Origin of the sequence: Streptomyces sp. NBC_00193 (assembly GCF_026342735.1) — a bacterium.
GTDB lineage: Bacteria > Actinomycetota > Actinomycetes > Streptomycetales > Streptomycetaceae > Streptomyces > Streptomyces stoeckheimensis.
Genome location: NZ_JAPEMM010000001.1, coordinates 315729 through 339040, shown reverse-complemented (window position 1 = coordinate 339040; position 23312 = coordinate 315729). Strand labels below are relative to the sequence as shown.

The window sequence follows — 23312 nt, the reverse complement described above, 5'->3', positions numbered from 1 at the left end:
CGGTACGGGCGTACGGGTGGTCAGTCCTGGACCTGCGGCGGCGTCGCGTTCGAATCGGCCGGATCCGCCGGAGTGGCGGCCGTGTGACCCGGCCACTTCGGCCCGCCCTGCGCGGGAAGGCGCCGTGCCGTGCCGGGCTTCTCCTTCGCCGGGCGCCACTTGCGGTACTGCCGGAAGGCGAGCAGCAGGAACCCGCCGCTGAGCAGGAACGGCGAGGCCGCGGCGAGCGCCATCAGGACGTAGAGCAGCACGGCGGCGAAGGCCTTCCAGCCGCCGGCCAGGGCGTCGAGGAAGCCCGGATCCGGCTTCTCGGCCTCCTTGGCCACCGGCTTGCCCGGCTCCGAGAACGTCAGCGTGATCGTGCCGAGCGAGGTCTGGTCCTTCAGCGCCGTCTGCTGGGCGAGCAGGGACTCCAGATCGGCCTGGCGCTTGCTGAGTTCCGACTCCAGGGTGACCACCTCGGACAGCCCCGAGGCCTTCTCCATCATCTCGCGCACCCGCGCCACGCTCGCCTGCTGGGACTTGACCCGGCTGTCGACGTCCGCGACCTTCTGCGTCACGTCCTGCGCCTCGACCTTGCGGTTGAGCAGCTTCCCGGCGCCCTCCATCGCGGCCAGTACCGCGTCGAAGCGCTCGCCCGGCACCCGCAGGGTCACCGTCGAGGTCATCGACCCGTCGGGCGCGCGCGTGGTGCCCTCGTTGCCCACGTACCCGCCCGCGTTCTCCGCCGCCGACCGGGCACCGGCCGTCGCCTTCTGGACGTCGGCCGTCTCCACGCCCAGCGTCGCCGTCCGGATGATCTGCGTGCGGACGGCGGGAGCCTGCGGCTGGTTCTTGTCGGCGCCCGGGGCCGGAGCCCCCGACGCGGCCGGGGCCGGAGCCGCCGCCCCGCCCTGCCCCACGGCAGCCTCCGGCGCCTTCGCGTCCGCCCCGACCGCCGCCTTGTCCGAGGTGGCGCCGTCGGCGCCGCAGCCGGTGAGGACGAGGGCCCCGGTCAGGGAGAGCGCGGCCAGCGCCGTCGCCGAACGCCGTCCGTACCGCCCGTAACGTCTGTGCTGGGTGTGCATCGTTGGGTCCCCCTGGTAGTCGTCGGGTGCGTTGGTGTCCGGGCTTCGAGGTTCTGACGTTCTGACGTACGCGGCCTCGTCCCGGGTTTCGTACGCCCGGTTCCGAGCTGATGCCGAAGCGGTCACGGTCAGGCCTCGGTGAATGCCCCATGAGCGGTCTGAGACGATGTGTCCATGCACGAAGCGGACACCCGTACGGACCGGCCGGCCCCCGCCGGCCACGTCGTCGTCATCGGCGGCGGCATCGCGGGCCTCGCGGCAGCCCACCGGCTGCTCGCCGAGGGCCTTCGCGTCACCCTCCTGGAGGCCGGCCCGCGCCTCGGCGGCAAGCTGCGTTCCGGCGAACTCGCCGGCCTGCGCGTGGACCTCGGCGCCGAATCCGTACTCGCCCGCCGTCCCGAAGCACTCGAACTGGCCCGCGCCGTGGGCCTCGGCGAGGCCCTGCAGCCGCCCGCCACCGCCACCGCCCGCCTCTGGACCCGCGGCGTGCTGCGCCCCCTGCCGGGCGGTCACGTCATGGGCGTCCCCGGCGACCTGGGCCCGCTCGCCGCCTCCGGGGTGCTCTCGGCCGAGGGGCTGGCCCGGGCCGGAGCCGAAGACGCGCTGGAGCCGGAGGAGATCGGCGAGGACGTGGCCCTCGGCGAGTACGTCGCCGCCCGCCTGGGCCACGAGGTCGTCGACCGGCTCGTGGAACCGCTGCTCGGCGGGGTCTACGCCGGCAACGCCTACCGCATCTCGATGCGGGCCGCCGTCCCGCAGCTCTTCGACGTCGCCCGCACCCACGCCTCCCTGGGCGAGGGCGTACGGGAACTGCAGGCCCGGGCGGCCCGCGCGGGCCAGACCGGTCCCGTCTTCTCCGGCATCGACGGCGGCATCGGCAGGCTCCCGCTCGCCGTCGCCGAGGCCTGCCGGGCGGCCGGAGCCCGGATCCTCCTCGACACCCCCGCGCGCGAGCTGACCCGTACCGCCACCGGCTGGCGCGTGGTCGCCGACGGGGCGGGCGGCGCCGAGACCATCGAGGCCGACGCGGTGGTCCTGGCCGTCCAGGCCGGACCCGCCGCCCGGCTGCTCGACCGGATCGCGCCCTCCGCGGCCTCCGAGCTGCGCGGGGTCGAGTACGCCTCCATGGCCCTGGTCACGATGGCCCTGCGCCGCTCCGACCTGCCGGCCGGGATCGCCGACGGCGGCGCGAGCGGATTCCTCGTACCGCCCGTCGACGGCCGGACGATCAAGGCCTCGACCTTCTCCAGCAACAAGTGGGCCTGGGCCGGGACCGATCCCGACCTCTTCCTGCTGCGCACCTCCGTCGGCCGCCACGGCGACGAGGGCGACCTGAAGCGCTCCGACGAAGAACTGGTCGAGGTCTCCCTCGCCGACCTCGGCGAGGCCGTGGGGCTCGCCCCCACCGTCCGCCCGGTGGCCACCACCGTCACCCGCTGGGACGGCGGCCTGCCCCAGTACCCCGTCGGCCACCTCGGCAAGGTGGCCCGGATCCGCTCCGCCGTCGCGGCCCTGCCGGGCCTCGCGGTGTGCGGAGCGCTGTACGACGGGGTCGGCATCCCGGCCTGCATCGCGAGCGCCGGCAAGGCCGCCGACGTGGTGATCGCCACGTTGGGGGCCGCTGGGGCACCCCTGGCGCCGACCACTGATCAGCACACGGGACAATAGACACATGACTGCACCAGAGAAGATTCCCAACGCGGGGAAGAAGGCGAAGGACCTCAACGAGGTCATCCGCTACACCCTGTGGTCCGTCTTCAAGCTGAAGGACGTGCTCCCCGAGAACCGCGCCGGCTTCGCCGACGAGGTCCAGGAGCTGTTCGACCAGCTGGCCGCCAAGGACATCACCGTCCGCGGCACCTATGACGTCTCCGGCCTGCGCGCCGACGCGGACATCATGATCTGGTGGCACGCGGAGACCTCCGACGAGCTGCAGACCGCCTACAACCTGTTCCGCCGCACCAAGCTGGGCCGCGCGCTGGAGCCGGTCTGGTCGAACATGGCCCTGCACCGCCCGGCCGAGTTCAACAAGTCCCACATCCCGGCCTTCCTGGCCGACGAGACGCCGCGCGACTACGTCAGCGTCTACCCCTTCGTGCGCAGCTACGACTGGTACCTGCTGCCCGACGAGGACCGCCGCCGCATGCTCAAGGATCACGGCATGATGGCCCGCGGCTACCCCGACGTGCGCGCCAACACCGTCGCCTCCTTCTCGCTCGGCGACTACGAATGGCTGCTGGCCTTCGAGGCCGACGAGCTGTACCGCATCGTCGACCTCATGCGCCACCTGCGCGCCTCCGAGGCCCGCATGCACGTCCGCGAAGAGGTGCCCTTCTACACCGGGCGCCGCAAGTCCGTCGCCGATCTGGTGGCCGGACTCGCCTAAAGACCTCCCCTGGGGGGAAGGACCGGAGGACCGCTGACCGGCGTCCTCCGGGGATCGGGAGGCCCTGCCCCCGAATCGACGCAGCCGGAGATCCCGCCCGGAAGTTCAGACGACTGGCGGCAGCAACGCCCTGGGGTGCCCCCGGGCGATCGCTGCCCGGTCGTCCAGCGACACCGGTGCGGGCTCCGGATGCGGCGCACACGTGACACGTGACCCCGCCGTGTCACCCGTCAGCAAGTACCGCTCCACGTGAGCGTCCACGCAGTCATTGCGTCCGCCGACCACTCCGTGGGTACCGGCCCCCTGCTCCGTCACCAGCCCCGCCCCCGGCCCGAGCCGCCGCTGGAGCTCCAGCGCGCCCCCGTACGGGGTGGCGCCGTCCCGCTCGGCCGCGACGATCAGCGTCTGGGGGAGCGGCGCGTCCGGCCGTGGTCCGACGTCCACCGGCCGCTGCCGTTCGCGCACCGGCCAGAAGGCGCAGGGCAGGTTCAGGAAGGCGTTGGCCCAGGTCTCGAAGGGGGCCGTGCGGGCCAGTTCGGTGTTGTCGCGGTCCCAGGTCTCCCAGTCGGCGGGCCACGGGGCGTCGTTGCACAGGGTCGCCGTGTAGACGGCCGTCGCGTTCTCGCCCTCGACGGCCGCCGCCGGGTCCGGAGCGGCGAGCGAGACGAGCGGGCGCGGGTCACCGCGCAGGAACGCCGCCAGGGCAGCCGCCCGGCCCGGCCAGACCTCGTCGTAGTACGCGGCCCGCAAGTACGCGGAGTGCAGCTGCCCGGTGCCGACCACCCCGCCCGCCGGTTCACGGGCGAGCGCCGCCCGCACCCGCTCGTAACTCGCCTGCACCGCTTCGGGGGTGGAGCCGAGCCCGTACGCGGCGTGGTGGCGGGCCGCCCAGGCACGGAAGTCCGCCCAGCGGCGCTCGAAGCCGGGGGCCTGGGCGAGGTTGTTGCGGTACCAGACCTTGCGCGGGTCCGGGTCGACGGCCGAGTCGAAGACCATCCGGCGGACGTGGCCGGGGTAGAGGGTCGCGTAGACCGAGCCGAGGTACGTGCCGTACGAGGCCCCCATGAAGGTCAGCCCGCCCTCGCCGAGAGCGGCACGCAGCACGTGCAGGTCGCGGACGTTGTTCAGGGTCGTGTACGAGCCGAGGGCGGCCCCGGCCCGCTCCGCGCAGCCGCGGGCGTAGGCCCGCGCGGCGGCGATCCGCTGCTCCTTGGCGGCGGCGTCCGGCCGCGCCCCGGCGGCCTCGGCCGGGGCCGGGGCGTACTGCGCCGGGTCCTGGCAGGACAGCGGGTGCCCCGAGCGGCCGACCCCGCGCGGGGCGTAGCCGACGAGGTCGTAGGCGGCCCCGATGCGGCGCCACTCGGGCAGGTCGGCGACGAGCGGGAAGAACAGGCCGTTCCCGCCCGGTCCGCCGGGGTTGTACACGAGCGCCCCCTGCCGCCGGACCCCGCCCGCGCCGGAGGCGGCGACCCGGCTGACGAGGATCTCGGTCTGCTCCCCGAAGGGCCGGGCGTAGTCGACGGGGACCCGGAGCGTGCCGCACCGCACGTCCGGTCCGAGTCCCTCGGCGACGGGGCAGGGCCCGAACTCCAGTCCGTCGCGGGCTGCCTGACGGGCCGCGAGTCCGGCCCCGGCGGCCCTGGCGGCCTCGGTGGCCGCACTGGCCGCCGTCGCCCGGGGCGGCCCCGGGGGAGCGGCCCCGGCGGCGGAGGTCATCGGCAGGGAGGCGGCCAGCGCGAGGGCGGCCAGCACGACCGTGGCGGGCACCCGGGGCATGCGCATGGCGGGCCTCTCATCTCATCGGACCGTCCGATGAGATCCGGCGGGCGGCCTCCTGTACAGGACCACCGGCCGGTGTCGCGCTCAATGCCCCCGTTGCCGCGGAATCCGACCCCGCCTGCCGTACGTGAGCGCCGCCCGCAGCTCGGGATCCGTGACCGCGCGCAGCCCCCGCAGGGCCACCGCCGTGAGCGAGCCCCGGACGCCCCGCTCCCGCCCCAGCTCCACGAGGAGCCGCCGGCCGGCCGGGGAGGCCCACCCGGACTGCGCGTGCCCCTCGACGCGGGCTATGGCCAGGCAGCCCAGCGCCAGGATCAGCGGCAGGGCGAACCAGCACAGGATCATCGTGGTCGTGGTCCCCGGATCGGGTACGCACAGCGCGGCCGCAGCCATGGCGAGGACCAGCACGGTGGCCTGCCGGACCGCCCGGATCCCCGCGTCGATCTCCTGCTGGGCCCCTTCGCGCAGCGCGAGCCCGGCCTCCCCGAGCCGGTCCGCGAGGGCCCGTACGGCAGGATCCCGCGCGGCGACCGCCCGTACGGAGGTCACCGGCTCCTGACCGTCCGGCCCGAACGCGCCGAGCACCGAGCACTCGTGGGGGTCGCGCCCCACCGGGTCGACCACCGTCGCCCAGCCCGTGTACGCGAGCAGCAGCCGCCGCTGGCGCTGCATGGACAGCAGCGTCAGCTCGGCCACCCGCTCGGGGCCGCCCGCGAGGTAGGCGGCCTCGTACAGGCTCAGCTCGTCGTGGTGGTGGCGCACGGCGGTGCCCGGCGCGGGGTCCGCCGGTTCGGCGGCGGCCTGCAGGAGGCGGGTGCACGCGAACAGCAGCCCTGCCCAGGCAAGGAGGAGGAACAGGACCCAGAACATGTCCGAGTTCTACAAGATGTGGAACCTGCAGGTACAGGCTTCTGCCGAGGTGTGAGCAGCTCGTGACGGGCCCGTGATGGATGGTCAGGAACTGCTGCTGCAGCTGGAACTGGACGAACTGCTACAACTCGAGCCGCTGGAGCCACTGGAACAGCTGGAGCCGCCGGAGCTGCCGGAACAGCTCGACCCGCTGGATCCGCCGCCCCCGCAACCGCTCCCGGAGGAGCCGCACACCGAGCCCGAGGAGCCGCAGCCCGACCCGCCGGATCCGCCGCCGCCGTCGGACCCGCCGCCGTCGGAACCCGCGCACCAGACGACCGGGATGACCTCGGCCCCGGACTCCCAGGAGGACCCCGAGCCGCCGGAACGCGTACGGGACTGGGCCGCAGCCAGCCGGGTCCCGCGGGCCGCCGGCACCAACTGCTCGCGCAGGTACGGGTCCCTCAGGCCCCGCAGCCCGAACAGCGAGGTCTGGACGTACGGGCTCTGGTCGGCCCCGTAGTGGGCGCGGACGGCGCGCAGCGCCGCGGCCCCCGCCGGGGTGATCCGCTGCCGGGCACGGGAGGCACTCACGGTGCCCACGACGATGCCGCCCAGCAGAACGGGCAGCACCTCGGCGATGAACGGCACCCGGACCGACCCGGCCCCCTCCTGGAGCACGAAGGCGACGAAGGACAGCGGCAGGGAGAGGATCAGCAGCACCCCGCACACGACGGCCTGGATCACCCCGTGGCGCAGCCAGCGATGGCGGCCGCCGGGGGTGGCGATCAGCCCGCGGGCGGCCAGTGCGTCACCGGTCTCCTGCACGGCCGGATCCCGCATGGCGGCGTAGCGGATCTGGTAGAGCCACCCGGACGGGGCGCCCTGGCAGGCCTGGAGCACGGCCCGCTGGGCGGGGTCGCCGCCGCGCACCCCCGGCCGTACCTGGACGATGCCGGGCCCGCCGACCAGCATCCGGCCGTCGCAGAGCAGCGAGACGAGCGCGGCGTCCACCACCGCGCCGGGCCCGCCGGCCATGAAGGCGGCCTCGGACAGGTCGTGCAGGCGCGGGGCGGGGACGAGCGTGGGCGGCCGCGACTGCCGCAGGCCGCGCAGGAGCAGGACGCTGGAGGTGATGACGCCGATCCAGACGGCCACGGCGAGGAGGTCGAAGACGTTCACGCCGCCCTCCCCACGAGGGCGCGGGCCCAGCGCACGGCCCGGCGCGGCGGCCGGGCCCCGGACCGGTCCCGCCACCAGAGCGTGAGACGCTGCCGGGCGGCGGGGTCGGCGGGCAGGTCCCGGACCAGCAGGTGCTCGGCGAAGTCCAGTGCGTCGCGCCGGTATCCGGCGGTCATGGGCCGGTGCCGGGCATAGCCGAGGAAGGCCTCCCGGTACGCGTCCTCCCCGCCCAGGATCCCGGGCAGCTCGGGCGCCAGCCTGGACACGACCCCGGCCCGCTTGGCCGCGAGCGCCCGCGCCTGCACGCGCACCCGCTGCCGGTCGAACCCCTCGGGCACGGGAGTCCCGGCCACGAGCGCCGACAACAGGGCGGCCTGCCCGATCCCGACCCGCGTCCGCACGGCGTCCAACCCGGCGCCCGAGTCCGGGGCCGATACAGCCCCGCCGGCGTTTGAGTCGCGGGTCCGGGCAGCGCCCGGGGAACGGTGGAAGGGCGGGTAGGGGACAGCCCCCGCAGGGCCGCCCAGCACCCCCCGGATCGCGACCAGCTCACCCGCGAGCTCGGCTTCGCCGGGAAAGTCGTCGTCCCGCTCCAGCAGCACCCCGGGCGGGTCCACCCGGGAGCGGAGCTCCGCAAGAACGTCCAGCACCTCAGGCGGCACGGGATGCGCATGCGTGTCGTGCCACACCCCAGCCCGCTCCACGCCCCCGGCCACGTGCACGTACGCCAGCGCCTCCAGCGGGATCCCGTCCAGCACGGCGACCGGGTCCTCCCCCCGGTTGACCCGGTTGGTGTGCAGGTTGGCCACGTCGATCAGCAGCCGCACCCCGGTCCGCTCCACCAGCTCGGTCAGGAACTGCGCCTCGGTGAGCTCCTCCCCGGGCCACGACACCAGCGCCGCGATGTTCTCCAGCGCGAGCGGCACCGGCAGCGCGTCCTGCGCGATCCGTACGTTCTCGCAGAGCACGTCCAGCGCGTCCCGGGTCCGCGCCACGGGCAGCAGGTGCCCGGCTTCGAGCACCGGTCCCGGCGCCACCGAGGAGGTCCGTACGAAGGCGATGTGCTCGGTGACCAGCGGAGCGCCCAGCGCCACCGCCCGCTCCCCGAGCGCGGCCAGCTTCGCCGGGTCCGGGCGGTCGGCGCCGCCGATGCCCAGCGAGACGCCGTGCGGCACCACGCGGACCCCGCGTTCGAGCAGCCGCTGCAGGGACTCCGGCAGGTGGCCGGGGCAGATGTTCTCCGCCACCACCTCGACCCAGTCCAGGCCCGGCAGGCCTTCGACCGCCCCCGCGATCTCCGGCCGCCAGCCGATGCCCACCCCCAGGTGTGCCATGGGCTTCATGTCCCCTCGCCCCCTCTCATCGGTCCGTGTGCCGATGTCATGGCCCCGACGGAGCCGGGCCAACCCGCCCAGGGGGACGTTCAGAGCAACATTTGAGGTTCCCCGCCCGGGCCGCTTCCCGGATGCCGGGACGGCTACAGCCGCGCCCGCAGCGCCGGATGGTCCGCGACCACCGTGCAGGAGCCGGGCGCGATCTCCGTGAACCCCGCGTCCCGCACCACCGGCAGCCCGCTCCCGGACAGCTCCGCCCACCGCTCGCGCGCGGCCGTCCGTACGGCCAGCCGGAAGCCGGACTCCCGCCACGCGGCCCGTTCCGGGCCCGTCAGCTCCCACCACGCCAGCTGCGCCGCGTGTCCGGCCTGGGCCATGGCCTTGCCGGCGGACATGTCCAGGCCGGGATTGAGCCAGAGGACCGGCAGTCCGGCCTCCGCCGGTGCGACGGGCTCCGGGTCGTCCAGATCGGTGCCCGACACCTGGAGCTTGGCCAGCTCCTTGGGCCAGCCGTCGAGCGGGACCGGCGGGAAGACCCGTACCTCCGAGTCCGCGCCGTGCACCGTGAGGCCCGGCAGGGTCCCCGCCTTGCGCCACTCCGCCCCGCGCGCCCGGCGCACCACCTTGCGGATCCGCGCGTCCTGCCAGTCCCGGACCGCCGCGGCCCACTCGCCCTCGCCGGTCGACCGCTCGTCGGTGAGCAGGACGAGCACGGCGCGGGCGGCCGTCTCCAGGGCGTCGGTCCGGGCCGGCGGCTCCGCCTTCTCGATCCGGACCACCAGCGGGAGGACGTACTGCGGTGCGTCGTCGCGGGCGATCCGCTCCTGCCGGAAGGGGCTGTCGGACCCGACTGCGGGTACTGCGGGTACAAGGGTGTTGTGGCGCGTGTCCTCGGTGCTCATCCGGCCAAGGATGCCAGCCTCCGCCTCCGGGCTGATGCCCGAGGGGCCCGGTACGGGTGAGGATCGACGGCATGAAAAGTGACCTGTTCGCGTCCGGGAACCTGGCCGAGGCGTCCGCCGTGCCCGGGATGACCCTGCAGAACGCCAAGTCCGTGAAGTACACCGTCGACGGTGAGGTGCTCGCCCGCCAGGGCTCGATGGTGGCCTTCCGGGGGAACCTGCGGTTCGAGCGCAAGGGGGAGGGCGTCGGCCGCATGCTCAGGAGCGCCGTCACGGGCGAGGGGCTCCCGCTGATGTCCGTACGCGGGCAGGGCGAGGCCTGGTTCGCGCACCGGGCGGGCCACTGTTTCATCATCGAGTTCGAGCCCGGTGACGCGCTCACCGTCAACGGCCGCAACGTCCTGTGCTTCGACCCGACCCTCGGCTACGAGATCAAGCTGCTGAAGGGCGCCGGCATGGCCGGCGGCGGCCTCTTCAACAGCCTCTTCACCGGCACCGGAAAGCTCGCCGTCGTCTGCGACGGGAACCCGATCGTCATACCGGTCACCCCGCAGGCCCCCGTCTACGTGGACACCGACGCGGTGGTCGGCTGGAGCGCCCGCCTGGAGGCGGCGCTGCACCGGTCCCAGTCCGTCGGCTCGATGATCCGCGGCGGCTCCGGCGAGGCCGTCCAGCTGAAGCTCGGCGGCGAGGGCTTCGTCATCGTCCGCCCGAGCGAGGCCACCGAGACGGCCGCCGCCCACTGACCGGGCAGACCGCCCGGACGGCCCGGACCGCGCAGTAGGCTCGTACGCATGGACCAGACGGAGCAGCACGCACCCGCCTCCACCGACCCTTCGTACTGTCCCGCCCCCGCGGCCCCCGCCGGGCGGGTGGCCGGGCCGCCCTACGCCGACTGCGTGGAGTGCGGGAAGCCCACCGAGTACGGGGTCGCGACACCGGGCGTGGTGCTGTGCCCGGTGTGCGAGTGGCAGGACGCGCAGCGCACGGCCTGCTCCGGCTGACTCCGTCTGATTCCGACTGGCTTACTTCCCGATGAGGTCGGAGACCTTGACGAAGCGGTAGCCGCGCTTGCGCAGCTCCGGGACGATCTTCCGGATGGCCTCCTCGGTGACCGGGGCGGCGCTGCGCGTGCAGTGCATGACCACGACCGAGCCGGGCTTCACCCCGGACAGGACCTGTTCGGCCACCGCGTCGGGGTCCTTCGCGAACGCGTCCCCGCTGACCACGTCCCACTGGACGGCCGTGACCTTGGCCGTGGAGATGGCCCGCAGCGCCTGGTCGTCGTAGCAGCCGCCGGGGAAGCGGAAGTACGGGACGGTGTTGACCGCGCCCGCCTTGCGGAAGGCCTCGAAGGCCCGGTCCACGTCGGCGCGGGCGGCGGCCTCGTCGAGGGTGGGGAGCCCGTAGCAGGGCGACTTGAAGGCGTGGTGGCTGTACGAGTGGTTCGCGATCTCGAAGTTCGGGTCCGTGCCGATGGACTTCGCCTGGTCCGGGTACTCCTCGGCCCAGCGCCCCGTCATGAACACCGTCGAGGGCACCTTGAGGGTGCGCAGCGTGGAGATCAGCTGCGGGTTGTCGAAGTGCTCGCCGCCCGCCGCGCGCGGCCCCTGGTCGGAGGTCATGTCGGCGTCGAAGGTCAGCGCCACCGTCTTGTCGGTGTGCTGCTTCGCGCGGTCGAAGACGGGGGTCAGACCGCCCGGACCGGGGGCCATGGTCGGCGCCTTGCCCGGAGCCCCGGCCTGCGGCGTCGCCGGCGGGCTGCTCCCGGGGCTCGGCGGCGGGGTGGCGGAACCCGCGGCGGAAGGGGCGGCGGAGGCCGGGGCGGAGGGGGCCGCGGAGGCCCCCATCCGGGCCCGGCCGCCGGCGTCCGGCGTACCGGTGCCGCCCCCGCACGCGGCGAGGGCGGCACTGAGAGCTGCTACGGCCGCGACGGCAGCCGTCCTGCGCACTGAGATGGTCACATGCGCAAAATATATGACTATGTGGCAAGCAGGCGGGTGCGGCACTCCTCCACGTCGAAGTCACCCTTCGGGTACTGCGGCGCGATGCCCTCCAGATGCTCCAGCAGCAGTTTGCTGATGGCCCAGTTGCGGTACCACTTGCGGTCGGAGGGGACGACGTACCAGGGCGCGACGTCCGTGGAGCAGCGCTCCAGGGCCAGCTCGTACGCCTGCTGGTACGCGGGCCACGCGGAGCGCTCCTCGATGTCGCCCACGTTGAACTTCCAGTGCTTGTCCGGGTTGTCGAGCCGCTCCAGGAGCCGCTTGCGCTGCTCCTCGTAGCCGATGTGGAGGAAGACCTTCACCACGGTGACGCCGTCGTCGGCGAGGGACTTCTCGAACCGGTTGATCTGCGCGTAGCGGCGGCCCAGCTGACTGCGCGGCACCAGGTCGCGGACGCGGGCGATGAGGACGTCCTCGTAGTGCGAACGGTCGAAGATGCCGATCTCGCCCGGTTGGGGGAGCGCCTTCATGATGCGCCACAGGAAGGGGTGGTTCTGCTCCTCCGGAGTGGGCGCCTTGAAGGCCTTGATCCGGCAGCCGGAGGGGTTGAACAGGCCGATCACGTGCTTGACGGTGCCGCCCTTGCCGCTGGTGTCCATGCCCTGGAGCACGAGCAGGACGCGGCGGCGGTCGCCGGCGGTGCTGGCGGCGTAGAGCCGCTCCTGGAGGGAGGCGAGCCGCTCGCCCATCAGCGCGGTGGCCGCCACGCCGGCCGCCTTGTCGGTGGGCCCGGCCGGGGTCGCGCCGGTGTGGAAGGCTCCGAGGTCGACGCGCTCGCCGGAGGGGACGCGGAGCAGGGGGCTCAGGGGGGCGTCGTACGCGTACCCGTGTCCGTGGCCGTGCCCGCCGGACTTGCGGGCGCCGCCCTTGGAGCCCTTGGAGTTCTCCGCCGAGATGCGGAGCAGCTCCCGCAGGGAGAGGGGCTTGGACTTCGGCTTCCCGCCGGTGGCGGCGCCGGTGTCGGCGCCGGTGTCGGGATCGGTCTTCTTCTCCGCCTTGGCGGGCTTCTCGGAGCCGGCGCCCTTGGCGGCCTCGGCCGCCGCCCCGGCCTTGGCCCTTGCCTTGGCCTCTGCCTTGTCCGCCTTCTCGGCCTTGGCCGAGGTCCCGGCCTCCTCCGCCTTGGCCGACGCCCCGGCCTTCGCCTTCTCGCCCTTGGCGCCCTTGGCGGACTTGCTGTCCTTCTTGGCCACCGCTACCTACCTCGATCCGTCGACTCCCTACGATCCTCCACCACAACGCAGTGGACCGCGACGTGACGAAAGGCCAGGCCGGGCGGGTCGGAAGGCGGTACGGGCGGGCCGGAAGACAGTACGGGTCACTGCCACGGGCCCGTCACCGCGAAGGTGGTCCCGGGCGTGTAGGCGTTCACGTACATCGTCCGGGCGTCCGGGGAGAAGGTGACCCCGGCGAACTCGCCGAACTCCGGCGCTCCCGGCTTCCCGATGTCGGCCGCGTTGCGGGCCATCGGGTAGACCTCGCCGCCCGGGGTCACGCCGAAGACGTACTGGGCGCCGCCGCCGTCCTCGCACACCATCAGGCCGCCGTCGGGGGCCAGGCAGATGTTGTCCGGGGAGTCGCCGGGCAGCTGGATGTCGGCGGCCGGGCCGAAGACCACGTCCAGCCGGAGCCGCGCGCGCAGCGGGTCGTAGAACCACACCTGGCCGTGGTGGTCGGCGGGGGAGCCCTCGACGGTGCGGGAGTAGCTGGAGACGAAGTGGACGCCGCCGTCGCCCCAGTAGCAGCCCTCCAGCTTCTGGGCGTGGGTGATCCCGCCGGGTCCGAAGTCCTGGAGCCGGATCGGGGTCCCGGCCGCGGACGGGTCCGGCACGGGGACCCACTCCACCGGGAACTCGGACCCGGGCTCGTCCACCACGGCGAGGTTCGCCAGCCCGGGGACCCGCAGGGCCTCCAGCTCGCCGCCCGCGCGCAGGGAGCCGAGGCCGCCGAGGGGGCGGGCGGGCAGGAACCGGTAGAAGAGCCCGAAGGGTTCGACGAAGGCGTCCTCCGTCTCGTAGACCACACCGCTGTACGGGTCCACGGCGACGGCCTCGTGCGCGAAGCGGCCCATCGCGGTGAGCGGGACGGCGCCGGAGCGGCGGGGGTCGGCGGGGTCGACCTCGAAGACGTAGCCGTGGTCGCGGGTGTAGCCGGCGGTGCCCGCCCGGTCCTCGGTCTCCTCGCAGGACAGCCAGGTGTTCCAGGGAGTACGGCCGCCCGCGCAGTTGACGGCGGTGCCGGCGAGGGCGACGCGCTCGGCGGTGACCCGGCCCGCCGGGTCCAGGTCGAGGAGGGTGCAGCCGCCCCGGGCGGCCGGATCGTAGGTGAGTCCCTCGACGGGAGGGACCCGCAGGGCGGCGGTGGTGCGGTTCTCGTGGTTGCGCACCAGCCGGACGCGGCCCTGCCCGGCGTCGAAGGCGGCCATGCCGTCGAAGTTGCCCGGGACGCTGCCCTCGCCCGAGAGCAGCGGGTCGCCGGCGCGGGAGAGGACCCGGTACGCGAACCCGGCGGGCAGATCGAGCAGCCCGGCGGGGTCGGCCACGAGCGGGCCGTAGCCCTGGCGGGAGGCCGGGGCGGCCTTGCGCGTGCTCGCGCCCGTGCTCGCGGGCGCTCCCGCTCCCGCCCGCGACCCCGCTCCCGACCCCGGGCCGGCACCGGCGAAGAGGGCTCCGAGCGCTCCGGCGAAGGAGATGGAACCGGCGGCGATCAGGCTGCGCCGGCTGAGGGACATCGGCGGCTTGGGCGGCATGGGGAACTCCCGGCGGTGGGTCAGGACAGAGGACCGAGCCGTGGTACCACGGGTGCCCGGTGGGTTCGGCTCCGCCGCGCCGTCCCCAGGAGTTTGACGACAGGCCCTTCCGCCGGTGCCCGGCGCGGCCGATCGAGGCCGCGCCGGACGGGCGGGTGTCAGGCCAGCTTCGCGCTGAGGGTGATGGTCGTACCCGTCAGGGCCTGGCTGACCGGGCAGTTCTGCTTGGCGTCCTCGGCCGCGGCGACGAACGCGTCGTTGTCCAGGCCCGGCACCTCGCCCTCGACGGTGAGGTGGATGCCGGTGATGCCCTTGCCCGGCACGAAGGTGACGGCGGCCGAGGTGGTCAGCTTGGTCGGCGGGTTGCCCGCCTTCGCGAGACCGTTCGAGAAGGCCATGTTGAAGCAGCTCGAGTGCGCGGCGGCGATGAGCTCCTCCGGGCTGGTCCGCCCGTTCGCCTCCTCGTCGGTCCGCGCGGGCCAGGAGACGGGGTAGCTGCCGAGGCCGGACGAGTCGAGCGTGACGACGCCCTTGCCTTCGAACAGGTCGCCTTCCCAGACGGCATGTGCATTGCGGGTGGCAGCCATGGTGGATCCCTTCGCAGAAGTGGAAACGGCCGGCCCGCGGAACGGGCCTGCGTCCCCAAACCTACTGGGACACCAGGGGCTTCGCGTCGCGCGCCAGCGCGGTGAGCCGCGAGATGGCCCGGAAGTACTTCTTGCGGTAGCCGCCGTTCAGCATCTCGTCACTGAACAGCCGGTCGAAGGCGACGCCCGCCGCCAGGACCGGGACCTCCCGGTCGTACAGCCGGTCGGCCAGGACCACCAGCCGCAGCGCCGTCGACTGGTCCGGGACCGGGCCGACGTCGGTGAGGCAGACGGCCGTTATGCCGTCGGTCAGGGCCCCGTACCGGCTGGGGTGGACCCGCGCCAGGTGCTCCAGCAGCCCCGGGAAATCGTCGAGGCTCGCGCCGTCGGTGGCGTACGCGGCCTTGGTCACCTGCTCGTCGGAGAACGGCGCGGGAGCCTCGGGCAGGCCGCGGTGGCGGTAGTCCTGGCCGTCGATGCGCAGCGGGCGGAAGTGCGCGGAGAGCCCCTGGATCTCCCGCAGGAAGTCGGCGGCGGCGAAGCGGCCCTCGCCGAGCTTGCCGGGCAGGGTGTTGGAGGTGGCGGCCAGCGCCACGCCCTGCTCGACCAGGCGGCTGAGCAGGGAGGAGACGAGGACGGTGTCGCCCGGGTCGTCGAGCTCGAACTCGTCGATGCACAGCAGGCGGTGTCCGCCGAGGGTCTGCACGGTCTGCTGGAAGCCGAGCGCGCCGACCAGGTTGGTCAGCTCCACGAAGGTGCCGAAGGCCTTGAGCGCCGGCTCGGCCGGGGTGGCGTGCCAGAGGGAGGCGAGCAGGTGGGTCTTGCCGACGCCGTAGCCGCCGTCGAGGTAGACCCCGCGCGGGGCGGTGGGGACCGCAGGCTTCTTCGCGAACCAGCGCCGCTTGCCGGAGCCGCTCGCGTGCGCCCCGCCGAGGCCGGCGGCGAAGCCCGAGAGGACGGTGACGGCCTCGGGCTGGCTCGGCTGGGCCGGGTCCGGGATGTAGGTGTCGAAGCGCACCGAGTCGAAGCGCGGCGGCGGCACCATCTCGGCCACCAGCCGTTCGGCGGGCACCCGCGGCTCGCGGGCGCACAGGGACTGCGGTCCCGCGTCGGCTATCGGGGGCCGCCCGGAGGCTGACGCTGAGGGCGAGAGTGATGTTGACACAGCTCTTAACTCTACGGGGCGTGGCACACTGCACCGATGCGACGCCTGTTCCCTGTGACCGATCAGACATCAGCGGACCAGACCGACCGTGAGTGGTCGCTGGACGAACTCGCCGAGGCGTACGAGTACCCCGGGCTCGCCCCGGACGGCCACTGGCTGCGGGCCAACATGGTCTCCACGCTGGACGGCGCGGCCCAGCACGACGGGCGTTCGCAGCCCATCTCAGGCGAGACCGACATGCGGATCTTCGGCACCCTGCGGGCCCTGGCCGATGTGGTGGTCGTCGGCGCGGAAACGGTTCGCCAGGAGGGCTACCGCCCCGCGCGGGCCCGGGAGGCCTTCGCCGCCCGCCGCGCCGCCGCGGGGCAGGGGCCCGCCGCGGCCATCGCCGTGGTCTCCGCGAGCCTGGACCTGGACTTCTCGCTGCCGCTGTTCACCTCCCCGCTGGTGCCCACCCTGGTGCTCACGGGCGCCGCCGCCCCCGCCGACCGGGTCGCCGAGGCCGCCAAGGCCGGGGCGCAGGTGGTGGTGGCCGGCGACGGAGCGGGCGTGGATCCGGCCCGGGCCGTACGGGAACTCGCGGACCGGGGGCTGCGCCGCCAGCTCACCGAGGGCGGGCCCCGGCTGCTGGGGCAGTTCGTGGCCGCGGACGCGCTGGACGAGCTGTGCCTGACGATCTCGCCGATGCTCACGGCGGGTGACGCCCAGCGGATCTCCGGAGGCCCCTCCGTCACGGTTCCGCACCGGCTCGCACCGGCCTGCCTGCTGGAAGAGGCCGGGTTTCTCTTCACGCGTTACCGTCGGATCTGAAGAGAGGCGGAATTTGTCGTTCCGCTTAGCTTCCGCTGGGCACAGTAGTGGGCAGGTATACCGCACAGGCCCCGTGCGACAGCGGGGCAGGATGGTTTCCGCAGGGGCCGGCCGGCCGGCCTCGGCCCACGAAGGAGAGGGCGTCCGTGTTCACGAGCGTATTGATGATCGAGCAGCCGCTGACCCCCGTCGACGTGGACTTCGTCACGACCCTCCACGGAGACGAGCCGGTCTCCTTCATCGTCCTCATGCAGCCCCGCGGCGACCGGGACCGGCTGCTGCGCGCCATCGACGACGTAGCGCTCGGTGAGCTTCCCGAGGCCATTCACGAGGGCGACGAACCGGAGGGCGAGGCGGCCCGCGGCCCGGCCGAACTGGCGATCGAGCACTCCCTCGCGTCGCTGCGGGCCAAGGGCGCCAAGGCCGTCGGACAGATCGTCGACGAGCATCCGCTCGACAAGCTGAAGGCGGTGGTGGACGAGACCAACGCCGACGAGGTGATCGTGCTGACCGCCCCGCACTACGTCGAGGAGTTCTTCCACCGGGACTGGGCCTCGCGGGCGCGCCACAAGGTCGGCGTTCCGGTGCTCAAGCTCTTCGCCCACAAGGAATAGGGTGGAGGCGGCCGGACCGCGCATCAGCGTCCCCACGGAACCGTGCATCCGCGCACCCGGCTGCCGTACGTACGCACTCGATCCTGGAGCTACCTGAATGAAGCCCGGCCTGCCGACCGCCATGGAACGGCCCCACTTCATCGGCATCGGCGGCGCCGGCATGTCCGGCATCGCGAAGATCCTGGCCCAGCGCGGCGCCAAGGTGGCCGGCAGCGACGCCCGTGACTCCGAGACCGCCCAGGCGCTGCGCGCCCACGGCGCCACGGTCCACATCGGGCACGCCGCCGGTCACCTCGCCGACGACGCCACCTGCGTGGTCGTCTCCAGCGCCATCCGCGCCGACAACCCGGAGCTGGCCCGCGCCGCCGAGCTCGGCATCCCCGTCGTGCACCGCTCCGACGCCCTGGCCGGGCTGATGGACGGCCTGCGGCCGATCGCCGTCGCCGGCACCCACGGCAAGACCACCACCACCTCGATGCTGGCCGTCTCCCTCTCGGCGCTGGGCCTGGACCCCTCGTACGCCATCGGCGGCGACCTGGACGCCCCCGGCTCCAACGCCCACCACGGCGAGGGCGACATCTTCGTGGCCGAGGCGGATGAGAGCGACCGCAGCTTCCACAAGTACACGCCCCAGGTCGCGATCATCCTCAACGCGGAGCTCGACCACCACGCGAACTACGCGTCGATGGACGAGATCTACGAGTCCTTCGAGACCTTCGTCGGCAAGATCCCCGAGGGCGGCACCCTGGTCATCGCCCACGGCCAGGCGGGCGCCGCCGAGATCGCCGGCCGGGTCAGCGGCAACCCCGCCCTCCAGATCGTCACGTACGGCGAGGAGCCCACCGCCGACGTCCGGATCACCAAGATCACCCCGCGCGGGCTGACCAGCGAGGTCACGGTCGTCATCGACGGCCGGATGCTCACCTTCACCGTGTCGGTGCCCGGCCGCCACTACGCGCACAACGCCGTCGCGGCCCTCGCCGCCGGCGTCGCGCTCGGCATCCCGGCGCACAACCTGGCCTCCGCCCTCGGCAAGTACACCGGGGTCAAGCGCCGCCTCCAGCTCAAGGGCGAGGCCGCCGGGGTCCAGGTCATCGACTCCTACGCGCACCACCCGACGGAGATGACCGCCGACCTGGAGGCCATCCGCGGAGCCGCCGGGGACTCCCGCATCCTGGTCGTCTTCCAGCCGCACCTCTTCTCCCGCACCCAGGAACTCGGCAAGGAGATGGGCCAGGCCCTCGCCCTCGCCGACGCCTCGGTCGTCCTCGACATCTACCCGGCCCGCGAGGACCCGGTCCCCGGGATCACCAGCGAGATCATCATCGACGCCGCCCGCGCCGCCGGGGCCGACGTCACCCCCGAGCACTCCAAGGACGCCGTCGCCGACGTCATCGCGGGAATGGCCAAGCCCGGCGATCTCGTTCTCACCATGGGTGCGGGCGATGTCACGGACCTGGGGCCGGCCATCCTGGCCCGTCTGTCGAACTGACGGCTCTGGGAAGAGCGGGAAAACGGGAGATCAGTCATGTCGTACGAGGTAGAGAAGACGGACGAGCAGTGGCAGGCGGAGCTGACCCCGTCCGAGTACCAGGTACTGCGCCTCGCCGGGACCGAGCCCGCCTTCCGCGGTGAGTACACGGACACCAAGACCGAGGGCGTCTACAGCTGTCGCGGCTGCGGCTCCGAACTGTTCCGCTCCACGGAGAAGTTCGAGTCGCACTGCGGCTGGCCGTCCTTCTACGACCCGAAGGACTCCGACGCGGTCGAACTGAAGGCGGACGTCACCCACGGCATGGTCCGCACCGAGGTCCTGTGCGCGAAGTGCGGCTCCCACCTGGGCCACGTCTTCGAGGGCGAGGGCTACCCGACCCCCACGGACCAGCGCTACTGCATCAACTCCATCTCCCTGCGGCTCACTCCCGCCGAGGGCTGACAGGACCGGCTTCCGGACCGGGCAGGTCCGGAAGCCGGCGCACCCTTCCGTGGTGTCGAGGGTGTCGCGGCTGGGTTCCGATCAGGTCTCGCCTGCGAAGATCCGCCGCAAATGGCACGCTTTGACAGCGGAAGACACCTATCCGATTCCTCGGTGTGGCTGGTTATGATCGGCACCCTTATCTCCTGCCGCAGCCCCCTGCCCCCGAGGACCGATGTCTCTCATAGAACCCGAAGGCGAACCCGAAGGCGTACGAGGGCAGTCGACGACACGTCGGCGGCGGACCCTGCGCCTGCGCACGCTGCTCATCTGGCTGGCGGTGCTCCCCACTCTGGCGATGGGCACCCAGGTGGCGGTGACCGCCCAGCGGCTGCTGGCACAGTCGGAGCACCTGCGGGCCGATGTCGCGTCCGCCGAGAAGGTCGGCGCACCGCTGTACACGCTCATGATCGACATGCAGGCCGAGCGGACGCTGACCGCCTCGCTGTGGGCGGGGGCCGCCGGGACCGAAGAGGCGCTGGCCATGCGGCGCGAGGCCACGGACCGGGCCGCGGCCGAGTTCCGCCGACTGGCGGTCGGTTCGGACGCGTTCTTCGAGGAAGTGAACCGGCGGCTCGACAGCCTGGCCGCGTACCGCCAGCGCGCGGACGCACGCAGCGGTGGCGCCGACGCCACGCTGACGTACTACACGGGGGTGATCGACGCGGTCATCCAGGCGTACCAGCTGGACTTCAGCCACGCGGACGACGCCGAACTCACCAAGGAGAGCCGGACCGTGGTGTCCATGCTCTCCGCCACCGAGATGGTGGCGCGCGAGGACACGCTCCTGGCCCTGGCCGGGCCGTCCAGGGAACTGAACGCCGCCGGCTTCGACCAGTTCGTCGGCGCCCTGGGATCCCACCGGTACCTGTACGACACCTGGGTCGCGCCGTATCTGCCCGCTGAGGACCGGCGGTTCTACGAGCGGATCGTCGCCTCCCCGGACTGGCAGACGAAGATCCGCATCGAGAAGGCGATCCTCTCGAAGCACACGGACCTCGCATCCGGCATCAAGCTGCCCGCCGAGGTCGCGGGCTGGCGGTCCGCGCACGAGAAGTTCTCGGTGCAGCTGGCCACGTTCAACGTCGACCGGGCGCGGAAGATGCTCGCACGCGGCGAGGCCAAGGCCGCGGAGCTGGACACCGAGGTCGCCTGGCTGATCGGGGGAAGCGGCGGCGGGCTGCTGATCGTCGTGGCCGTGGTCGTGTTCACCACCCGATCGGTGCTCCGCCGCCTGCACGACCTGCACGAACGCACGGTGACCGTCGCCGAGGAAACCCTCCCCGACGTCGTCGCCCGGCTCCAGCGCGGGCAGTCCGTCGACGTCGGCGCACTGCCGGCGGTGCGCGGCGACCGGGACGAAGTCGGGCGCATCAACGACGCGTTCGCCCGGGTCGTCGCCGTGTCCGTCGACGGGCACCGGCAGCTCGCGGCAGAGCGCCACGGGTTCGGCCTGTTCGCCTCGGGCATCGCCTCGCGCACCGGAAACCTGGTCAGCCGCCAGCTGAGCCTCACGGAGGACCTCCAGGACACCTTCGGCCACGACGAAGCGCTGCTCGCCCAGTTGATGCGGGCCGACCAGCTGACGGTGGGCATGCGGCGGCAGATCGAGAACCTCCTGATCCTGGCGGGCGGCGAGGTCCCCGACCCGCACACCGAACCCATGCGCGTCGCCGACCTGCTGCGCGAAGCCGCCGCGGAGGTCGAGGAGTTCCGGCGCATCGAGCGGCACGCCCTGGACGAGATCAGCGTGGAACCGCGCGTGATCAGCCAGATCAGCCATCTGCTCGCGGAGCTGCTGGACAACGCCACCCGGTTCTCCCCGCCGCGGTCGAAGGTGGTCATCCGCGCCGAAACGGTCGCGGGCGGGCTGTCGGTCGAGATCGAGGACCGCGGGCCGCGGGTGACCCCCGAGCGGTACGAGGAGATGAACGGGCGCCTCCACCAGGCCCCGCCGTACTCCGTCCTGGCACAGAACGCGCACCGGCTCGGGCTCTTCGTGGTCGGTCACCTCGCCGACCAGCTCGGGGCGACGGTCACCCTGCGCCGCTCGGTGTACGGAGGAACCGCCGCCGTGGTGGTCCTCCCCGGGGAACTGCTGGTGGCGACCGAGGGCGAGGCCCCGCGCAGGCCCGTACCCGTACCCGTACCCGTACCGGCGCTCGCCCCCGAGCCCGAGCCCGAGCCCGAGCTCGCACTCGCACAGGCGTCGCCGGCCCCCTCCGCGGCCGCCCCGGCACCGGCACCGGCGCCCGAGCCGCTCCCGCGCACGGCCGCCGGGCTGCCGAGCCGCCGTACGACGGTGCCCGCGCCCGCCTCCGGACCCCCGGCCCGGCCGGCCCTCCCCGAGCGCGTCCCCCAGACCCACATCGCCGAGCAGCTGCGCGCCCCCAGCGCACCGGAACCGGCCGCCCGGCCGGACACGGAAACCCCCGAAGAGGTGGCGGACGCCTGGGCGGACTACGAACACGGGACCCAGACAGTGGAAGAAGAGCTCCGACGGGATCAGTCATGACTACTTCACCGAACACCGCGGCATCCAACGACGTCATCTACAGCGTCCTGGACAACAACCTCAGCAGGATCGCCGGCATCCAGGGAGCGGTGCTCCTGTCCAACGACGGCATCAAACTCAGCGCCTACCTGCTGGACCAGCCCCAGGCCGAGCGCATGGCGGCCGCGGCCTCCGGCATCGCGGCCACGATGAAGGCGATATCCCGGGAGATCGACGGCGGCCGCGTCATCCGCCAGTTGGTCGAGATGGACGACCGGTACCTCTGCATCGTCGGGTGCGGCGAGGGCAGCACGCTCATCGTGGTGACCTCCCGCAAGGCGCGGCTCGGGGAGCTGGGCGGCGAGGCCGTACGGACCGCGCAGGCGCTCGGCGAGTGGCTGGGCACCCCCGAGCGCGCCCAGGTGCCGACCGCGTAATGCCGCAGGACGAGCCCCAGCCCGCGAGGCGCCGCCGGACGCGGCTGTACGCCCTGACCGACGGACGGACAGCCGTTCCCCACACCGTCCTCACCATGGACACCACCATCACGGCGGCGGTGGCCGAGGACGCCCGTGCCGGTCTGCCCACCGAATGGCAGGAGATCCTTGCCATGTGCGAGGCGCCGGGTGGTCGGGCGGTCGCCGAGATAGCGGCGCGGATGCACATCCGCCTCACCCCGATGACGCTGCTCCTCGGTGAACTCGCCGACCGCGGGCTGATCCACCACCGGCCGCCCCTGGGGGGCGCCGAGACCACCGACGTCGACCTGCTCATGAGAATCAGAGACAACATTGCCCGGATATAGCCTCCCCGATGACGACGTGCCCGCCCCTCGGGCCCCTGCCCCACAGGATGCGGCCCCGGTCAAGATCCTCATCGCCGGTGGATTCGGAGTCGGCAAGACCACCCTGGTGGAGACGATCTCCGAGATAGAGCCGCTGCGCACGGAGGAGCGGCTGACGGCCGCCGGTGTCGGCGTCGACGACCTCGACGGGATCGAGTCCAAGACGGCCACCACCGTGGCGATGGACTTCGGCCGCATCACCCTCACCGACGCCGGCGTCGTCCTCTACCTCTTCGGCACACCGGGCCAGGAACGCTTCTGGTTCATGTGGGACGACCTGCTGGCCGGGGCGCTCGGGGCGATCGTGCTGGTCGACACGCGCCGCCTGGACCGCAGCTTTCCGGCCGTCGACTTCTTCGAGAGCCGCGGACTGCCGTTCGTGGTCGGCGCGAACTGCTTCCACGGCGAGCAGCCCTACACCGCGGAGGAGATCGCGACGGCCCTGCACCTGCGCGATCCCGGCACCCCCGTGCTCATGCTCGACGCCCGCTCCCGCCAGGACGTCCGCGCCTGCCTGCTCTCCCTCCTGGACCAGCTCATCGCCAACGCGGCCGCCCCGGCGGCCGTCTGAC

General features: G+C 73.2%; 23 protein-coding genes. 12 read left to right on the top strand and 11 right to left on the bottom strand.

Going from position 1 to position 23312, the window contains the following annotated elements:
* Positions 1-20: 20 nt before the first annotated feature.
* On the bottom strand, positions 21-1067 hold the full coding sequence (locus OG898_RS01450) for a DUF4349 domain-containing protein (RefSeq protein WP_250742037.1): 1047 nt from the start codon (positions 1065-1067) through the stop codon (positions 21-23).
* Between the two features lie 174 nt (positions 1068-1241).
* Here OG898_RS01450 and hemG point away from each other — a divergent pair, with 174 nt between their 5' ends.
* The gene (hemG, locus tag OG898_RS01445; protein ID WP_266954474.1) at positions 1242-2735 is read left to right on the top strand and encodes a protoporphyrinogen oxidase; all 1494 of its coding nucleotides are present in this window, start codon (positions 1242-1244) and stop codon (positions 2733-2735) included.
* Between the two features lie 4 nt (positions 2736-2739).
* Complete coding sequence (hemQ, locus tag OG898_RS01440) at positions 2740-3453, top strand: hydrogen peroxide-dependent heme synthase (protein WP_243331434.1); 714 nt, start codon at positions 2740-2742, stop codon at positions 3451-3453.
* Positions 3454-3558: 105 nt separating this feature from the next.
* On the opposite strand, the gene OG898_RS01435 is transcribed toward hemQ, so the two are convergent.
* The 5 genes from OG898_RS01435 to OG898_RS01415 all read right to left on the bottom strand — a co-directional run bounded on the left by OG898_RS01435 (position 3559) and on the right by OG898_RS01415 (position 9499).
* A complete protein-coding gene (locus OG898_RS01435; RefSeq protein WP_266954472.1) occupies positions 3559-5235 on the bottom strand; it encodes an alpha/beta hydrolase in 1677 nt (558 codons plus the stop codon).
* 81 nt (positions 5236-5316) lie between these two features.
* Positions 5317-6102 carry a TIGR04222 domain-containing membrane protein gene (locus OG898_RS01430; protein ID WP_266954470.1) on the bottom strand — a complete coding sequence of 262 codons (786 nt, stop codon included), beginning with the start codon at positions 6100-6102 and terminating at the stop codon, positions 5317-5319.
* Positions 6103-6186: 84 nt separating this feature from the next.
* Positions 6187-7263 carry a TIGR04222 domain-containing membrane protein gene (locus OG898_RS01425; protein ID WP_266954468.1) on the bottom strand — a complete coding sequence of 359 codons (1077 nt, stop codon included), beginning with the start codon at positions 7261-7263 and terminating at the stop codon, positions 6187-6189.
* Positions 7260-8606 (bottom strand): DUF692 domain-containing protein, encoded by a 1347-nt coding sequence (locus OG898_RS01420; RefSeq protein WP_266954466.1) that lies wholly within the window; start codon positions 8604-8606, stop codon positions 7260-7262. Before OG898_RS01420 ends, OG898_RS01425 begins: the two co-directional genes overlap by 4 nt.
* Positions 8607-8740: 134 nt before the next feature.
* Positions 8741-9499 carry an aminoacyl-tRNA hydrolase gene (locus OG898_RS01415; RefSeq protein ID WP_266954464.1) on the bottom strand — a complete coding sequence of 253 codons (759 nt, stop codon included), beginning with the start codon at positions 9497-9499 and terminating at the stop codon, positions 8741-8743.
* 71 nt (positions 9500-9570) lie between these two features.
* Between OG898_RS01415 and OG898_RS01410 the strand changes: the two genes are divergently transcribed.
* The gene (locus OG898_RS01410) at positions 9571-10245 is read left to right on the top strand and encodes an AIM24 family protein (protein ID WP_266954462.1); all 675 of its coding nucleotides are present in this window, start codon (positions 9571-9573) and stop codon (positions 10243-10245) included.
* 48 nt (positions 10246-10293) lie between these two features.
* Complete coding sequence (locus OG898_RS01405; protein WP_250742029.1) at positions 10294-10503, top strand: hypothetical protein; 210 nt, start codon at positions 10294-10296, stop codon at positions 10501-10503.
* A gap of 21 nt (positions 10504-10524) precedes the next feature.
* Here the strand turns inward: OG898_RS01405 and OG898_RS01400 are convergent, their stop codons facing one another.
* The 5 genes from OG898_RS01400 to zapE all read right to left on the bottom strand — a co-directional run bounded on the left by OG898_RS01400 (position 10525) and on the right by zapE (position 16003).
* Complete coding sequence (locus tag OG898_RS01400; RefSeq protein WP_250742028.1) at positions 10525-11463, bottom strand: polysaccharide deacetylase family protein; 939 nt, start codon at positions 11461-11463, stop codon at positions 10525-10527.
* A gap of 17 nt (positions 11464-11480) precedes the next feature.
* Positions 11481-12311: a PPK2 family polyphosphate kinase gene (locus OG898_RS01395; protein WP_266960023.1), complete on the bottom strand. Its 831-nt coding sequence runs from the start codon at positions 12309-12311 to the stop codon at positions 11481-11483.
* 509 nt (positions 12312-12820) lie between these two features.
* Entirely contained in the window at positions 12821-14251 is a 1431-nt protein-coding gene (locus OG898_RS01390; RefSeq protein WP_266954460.1) for an alkaline phosphatase PhoX, read from the bottom strand.
* Positions 14252-14409: 158 nt separating this feature from the next.
* The gene (locus OG898_RS01385) at positions 14410-14838 is read right to left on the bottom strand and encodes an OsmC family protein (protein ID WP_250742026.1); all 429 of its coding nucleotides are present in this window, start codon (positions 14836-14838) and stop codon (positions 14410-14412) included.
* A gap of 61 nt (positions 14839-14899) precedes the next feature.
* The gene (gene zapE, locus OG898_RS01380) at positions 14900-16003 is read right to left on the bottom strand and encodes a cell division protein ZapE (RefSeq protein WP_250742025.1); all 1104 of its coding nucleotides are present in this window, start codon (positions 16001-16003) and stop codon (positions 14900-14902) included.
* Positions 16004-16039: 36 nt separating this feature from the next.
* On the opposite strand from zapE, the gene OG898_RS01375 reads away from it, so the two are divergent.
* The 8 genes from OG898_RS01375 (at position 16040) to OG898_RS01340 (ending at position 23311) form a co-directional block, all read left to right on the top strand.
* Positions 16040-16813, top strand: coding sequence for a pyrimidine reductase family protein (locus OG898_RS01375; RefSeq protein ID WP_266954457.1), 774 nt, complete (start codon positions 16040-16042; stop codon positions 16811-16813).
* Positions 16814-16959: 146 nt separating this feature from the next.
* Positions 16960-17427, top strand: a complete 468-nt coding sequence (locus OG898_RS01370; protein ID WP_250742023.1) for an indole-3-glycerol phosphate synthase — start codon at positions 16960-16962, stop codon at positions 17425-17427.
* 97 nt (positions 17428-17524) lie between these two features.
* A complete protein-coding gene (gene murC / locus OG898_RS01365) occupies positions 17525-18919 on the top strand; it encodes a UDP-N-acetylmuramate--L-alanine ligase (protein ID WP_250742022.1) in 1395 nt (464 codons plus the stop codon).
* A 36-nt stretch (positions 18920-18955) separates the two neighbouring features.
* A complete protein-coding gene (gene msrB, locus OG898_RS01360; RefSeq protein WP_250742021.1) occupies positions 18956-19363 on the top strand; it encodes a peptide-methionine (R)-S-oxide reductase MsrB in 408 nt (135 codons plus the stop codon).
* Positions 19364-19577: 214 nt separating this feature from the next.
* Positions 19578-21917: a nitrate- and nitrite sensing domain-containing protein gene (locus OG898_RS01355; protein ID WP_266954454.1), complete on the top strand. Its 2340-nt coding sequence runs from the start codon at positions 19578-19580 to the stop codon at positions 21915-21917.
* Entirely contained in the window at positions 21914-22333 is a 420-nt protein-coding gene (locus OG898_RS01350; protein ID WP_250742019.1) for a roadblock/LC7 domain-containing protein, read from the top strand. The genes OG898_RS01355 and OG898_RS01350 overlap by 4 nt, the downstream gene beginning before the upstream one ends.
* A complete protein-coding gene (locus tag OG898_RS01345) occupies positions 22333-22701 on the top strand; it encodes a DUF742 domain-containing protein (protein ID WP_250742018.1) in 369 nt (122 codons plus the stop codon). Before OG898_RS01350 ends, OG898_RS01345 begins: the two co-directional genes overlap by 1 nt.
* 16 nt (positions 22702-22717) lie before the next feature.
* The gene (locus tag OG898_RS01340; protein WP_266954451.1) at positions 22718-23311 is read left to right on the top strand and encodes an ATP/GTP-binding protein; all 594 of its coding nucleotides are present in this window, start codon (positions 22718-22720) and stop codon (positions 23309-23311) included.
* Position 23312 lies beyond the last annotated feature (1 nt).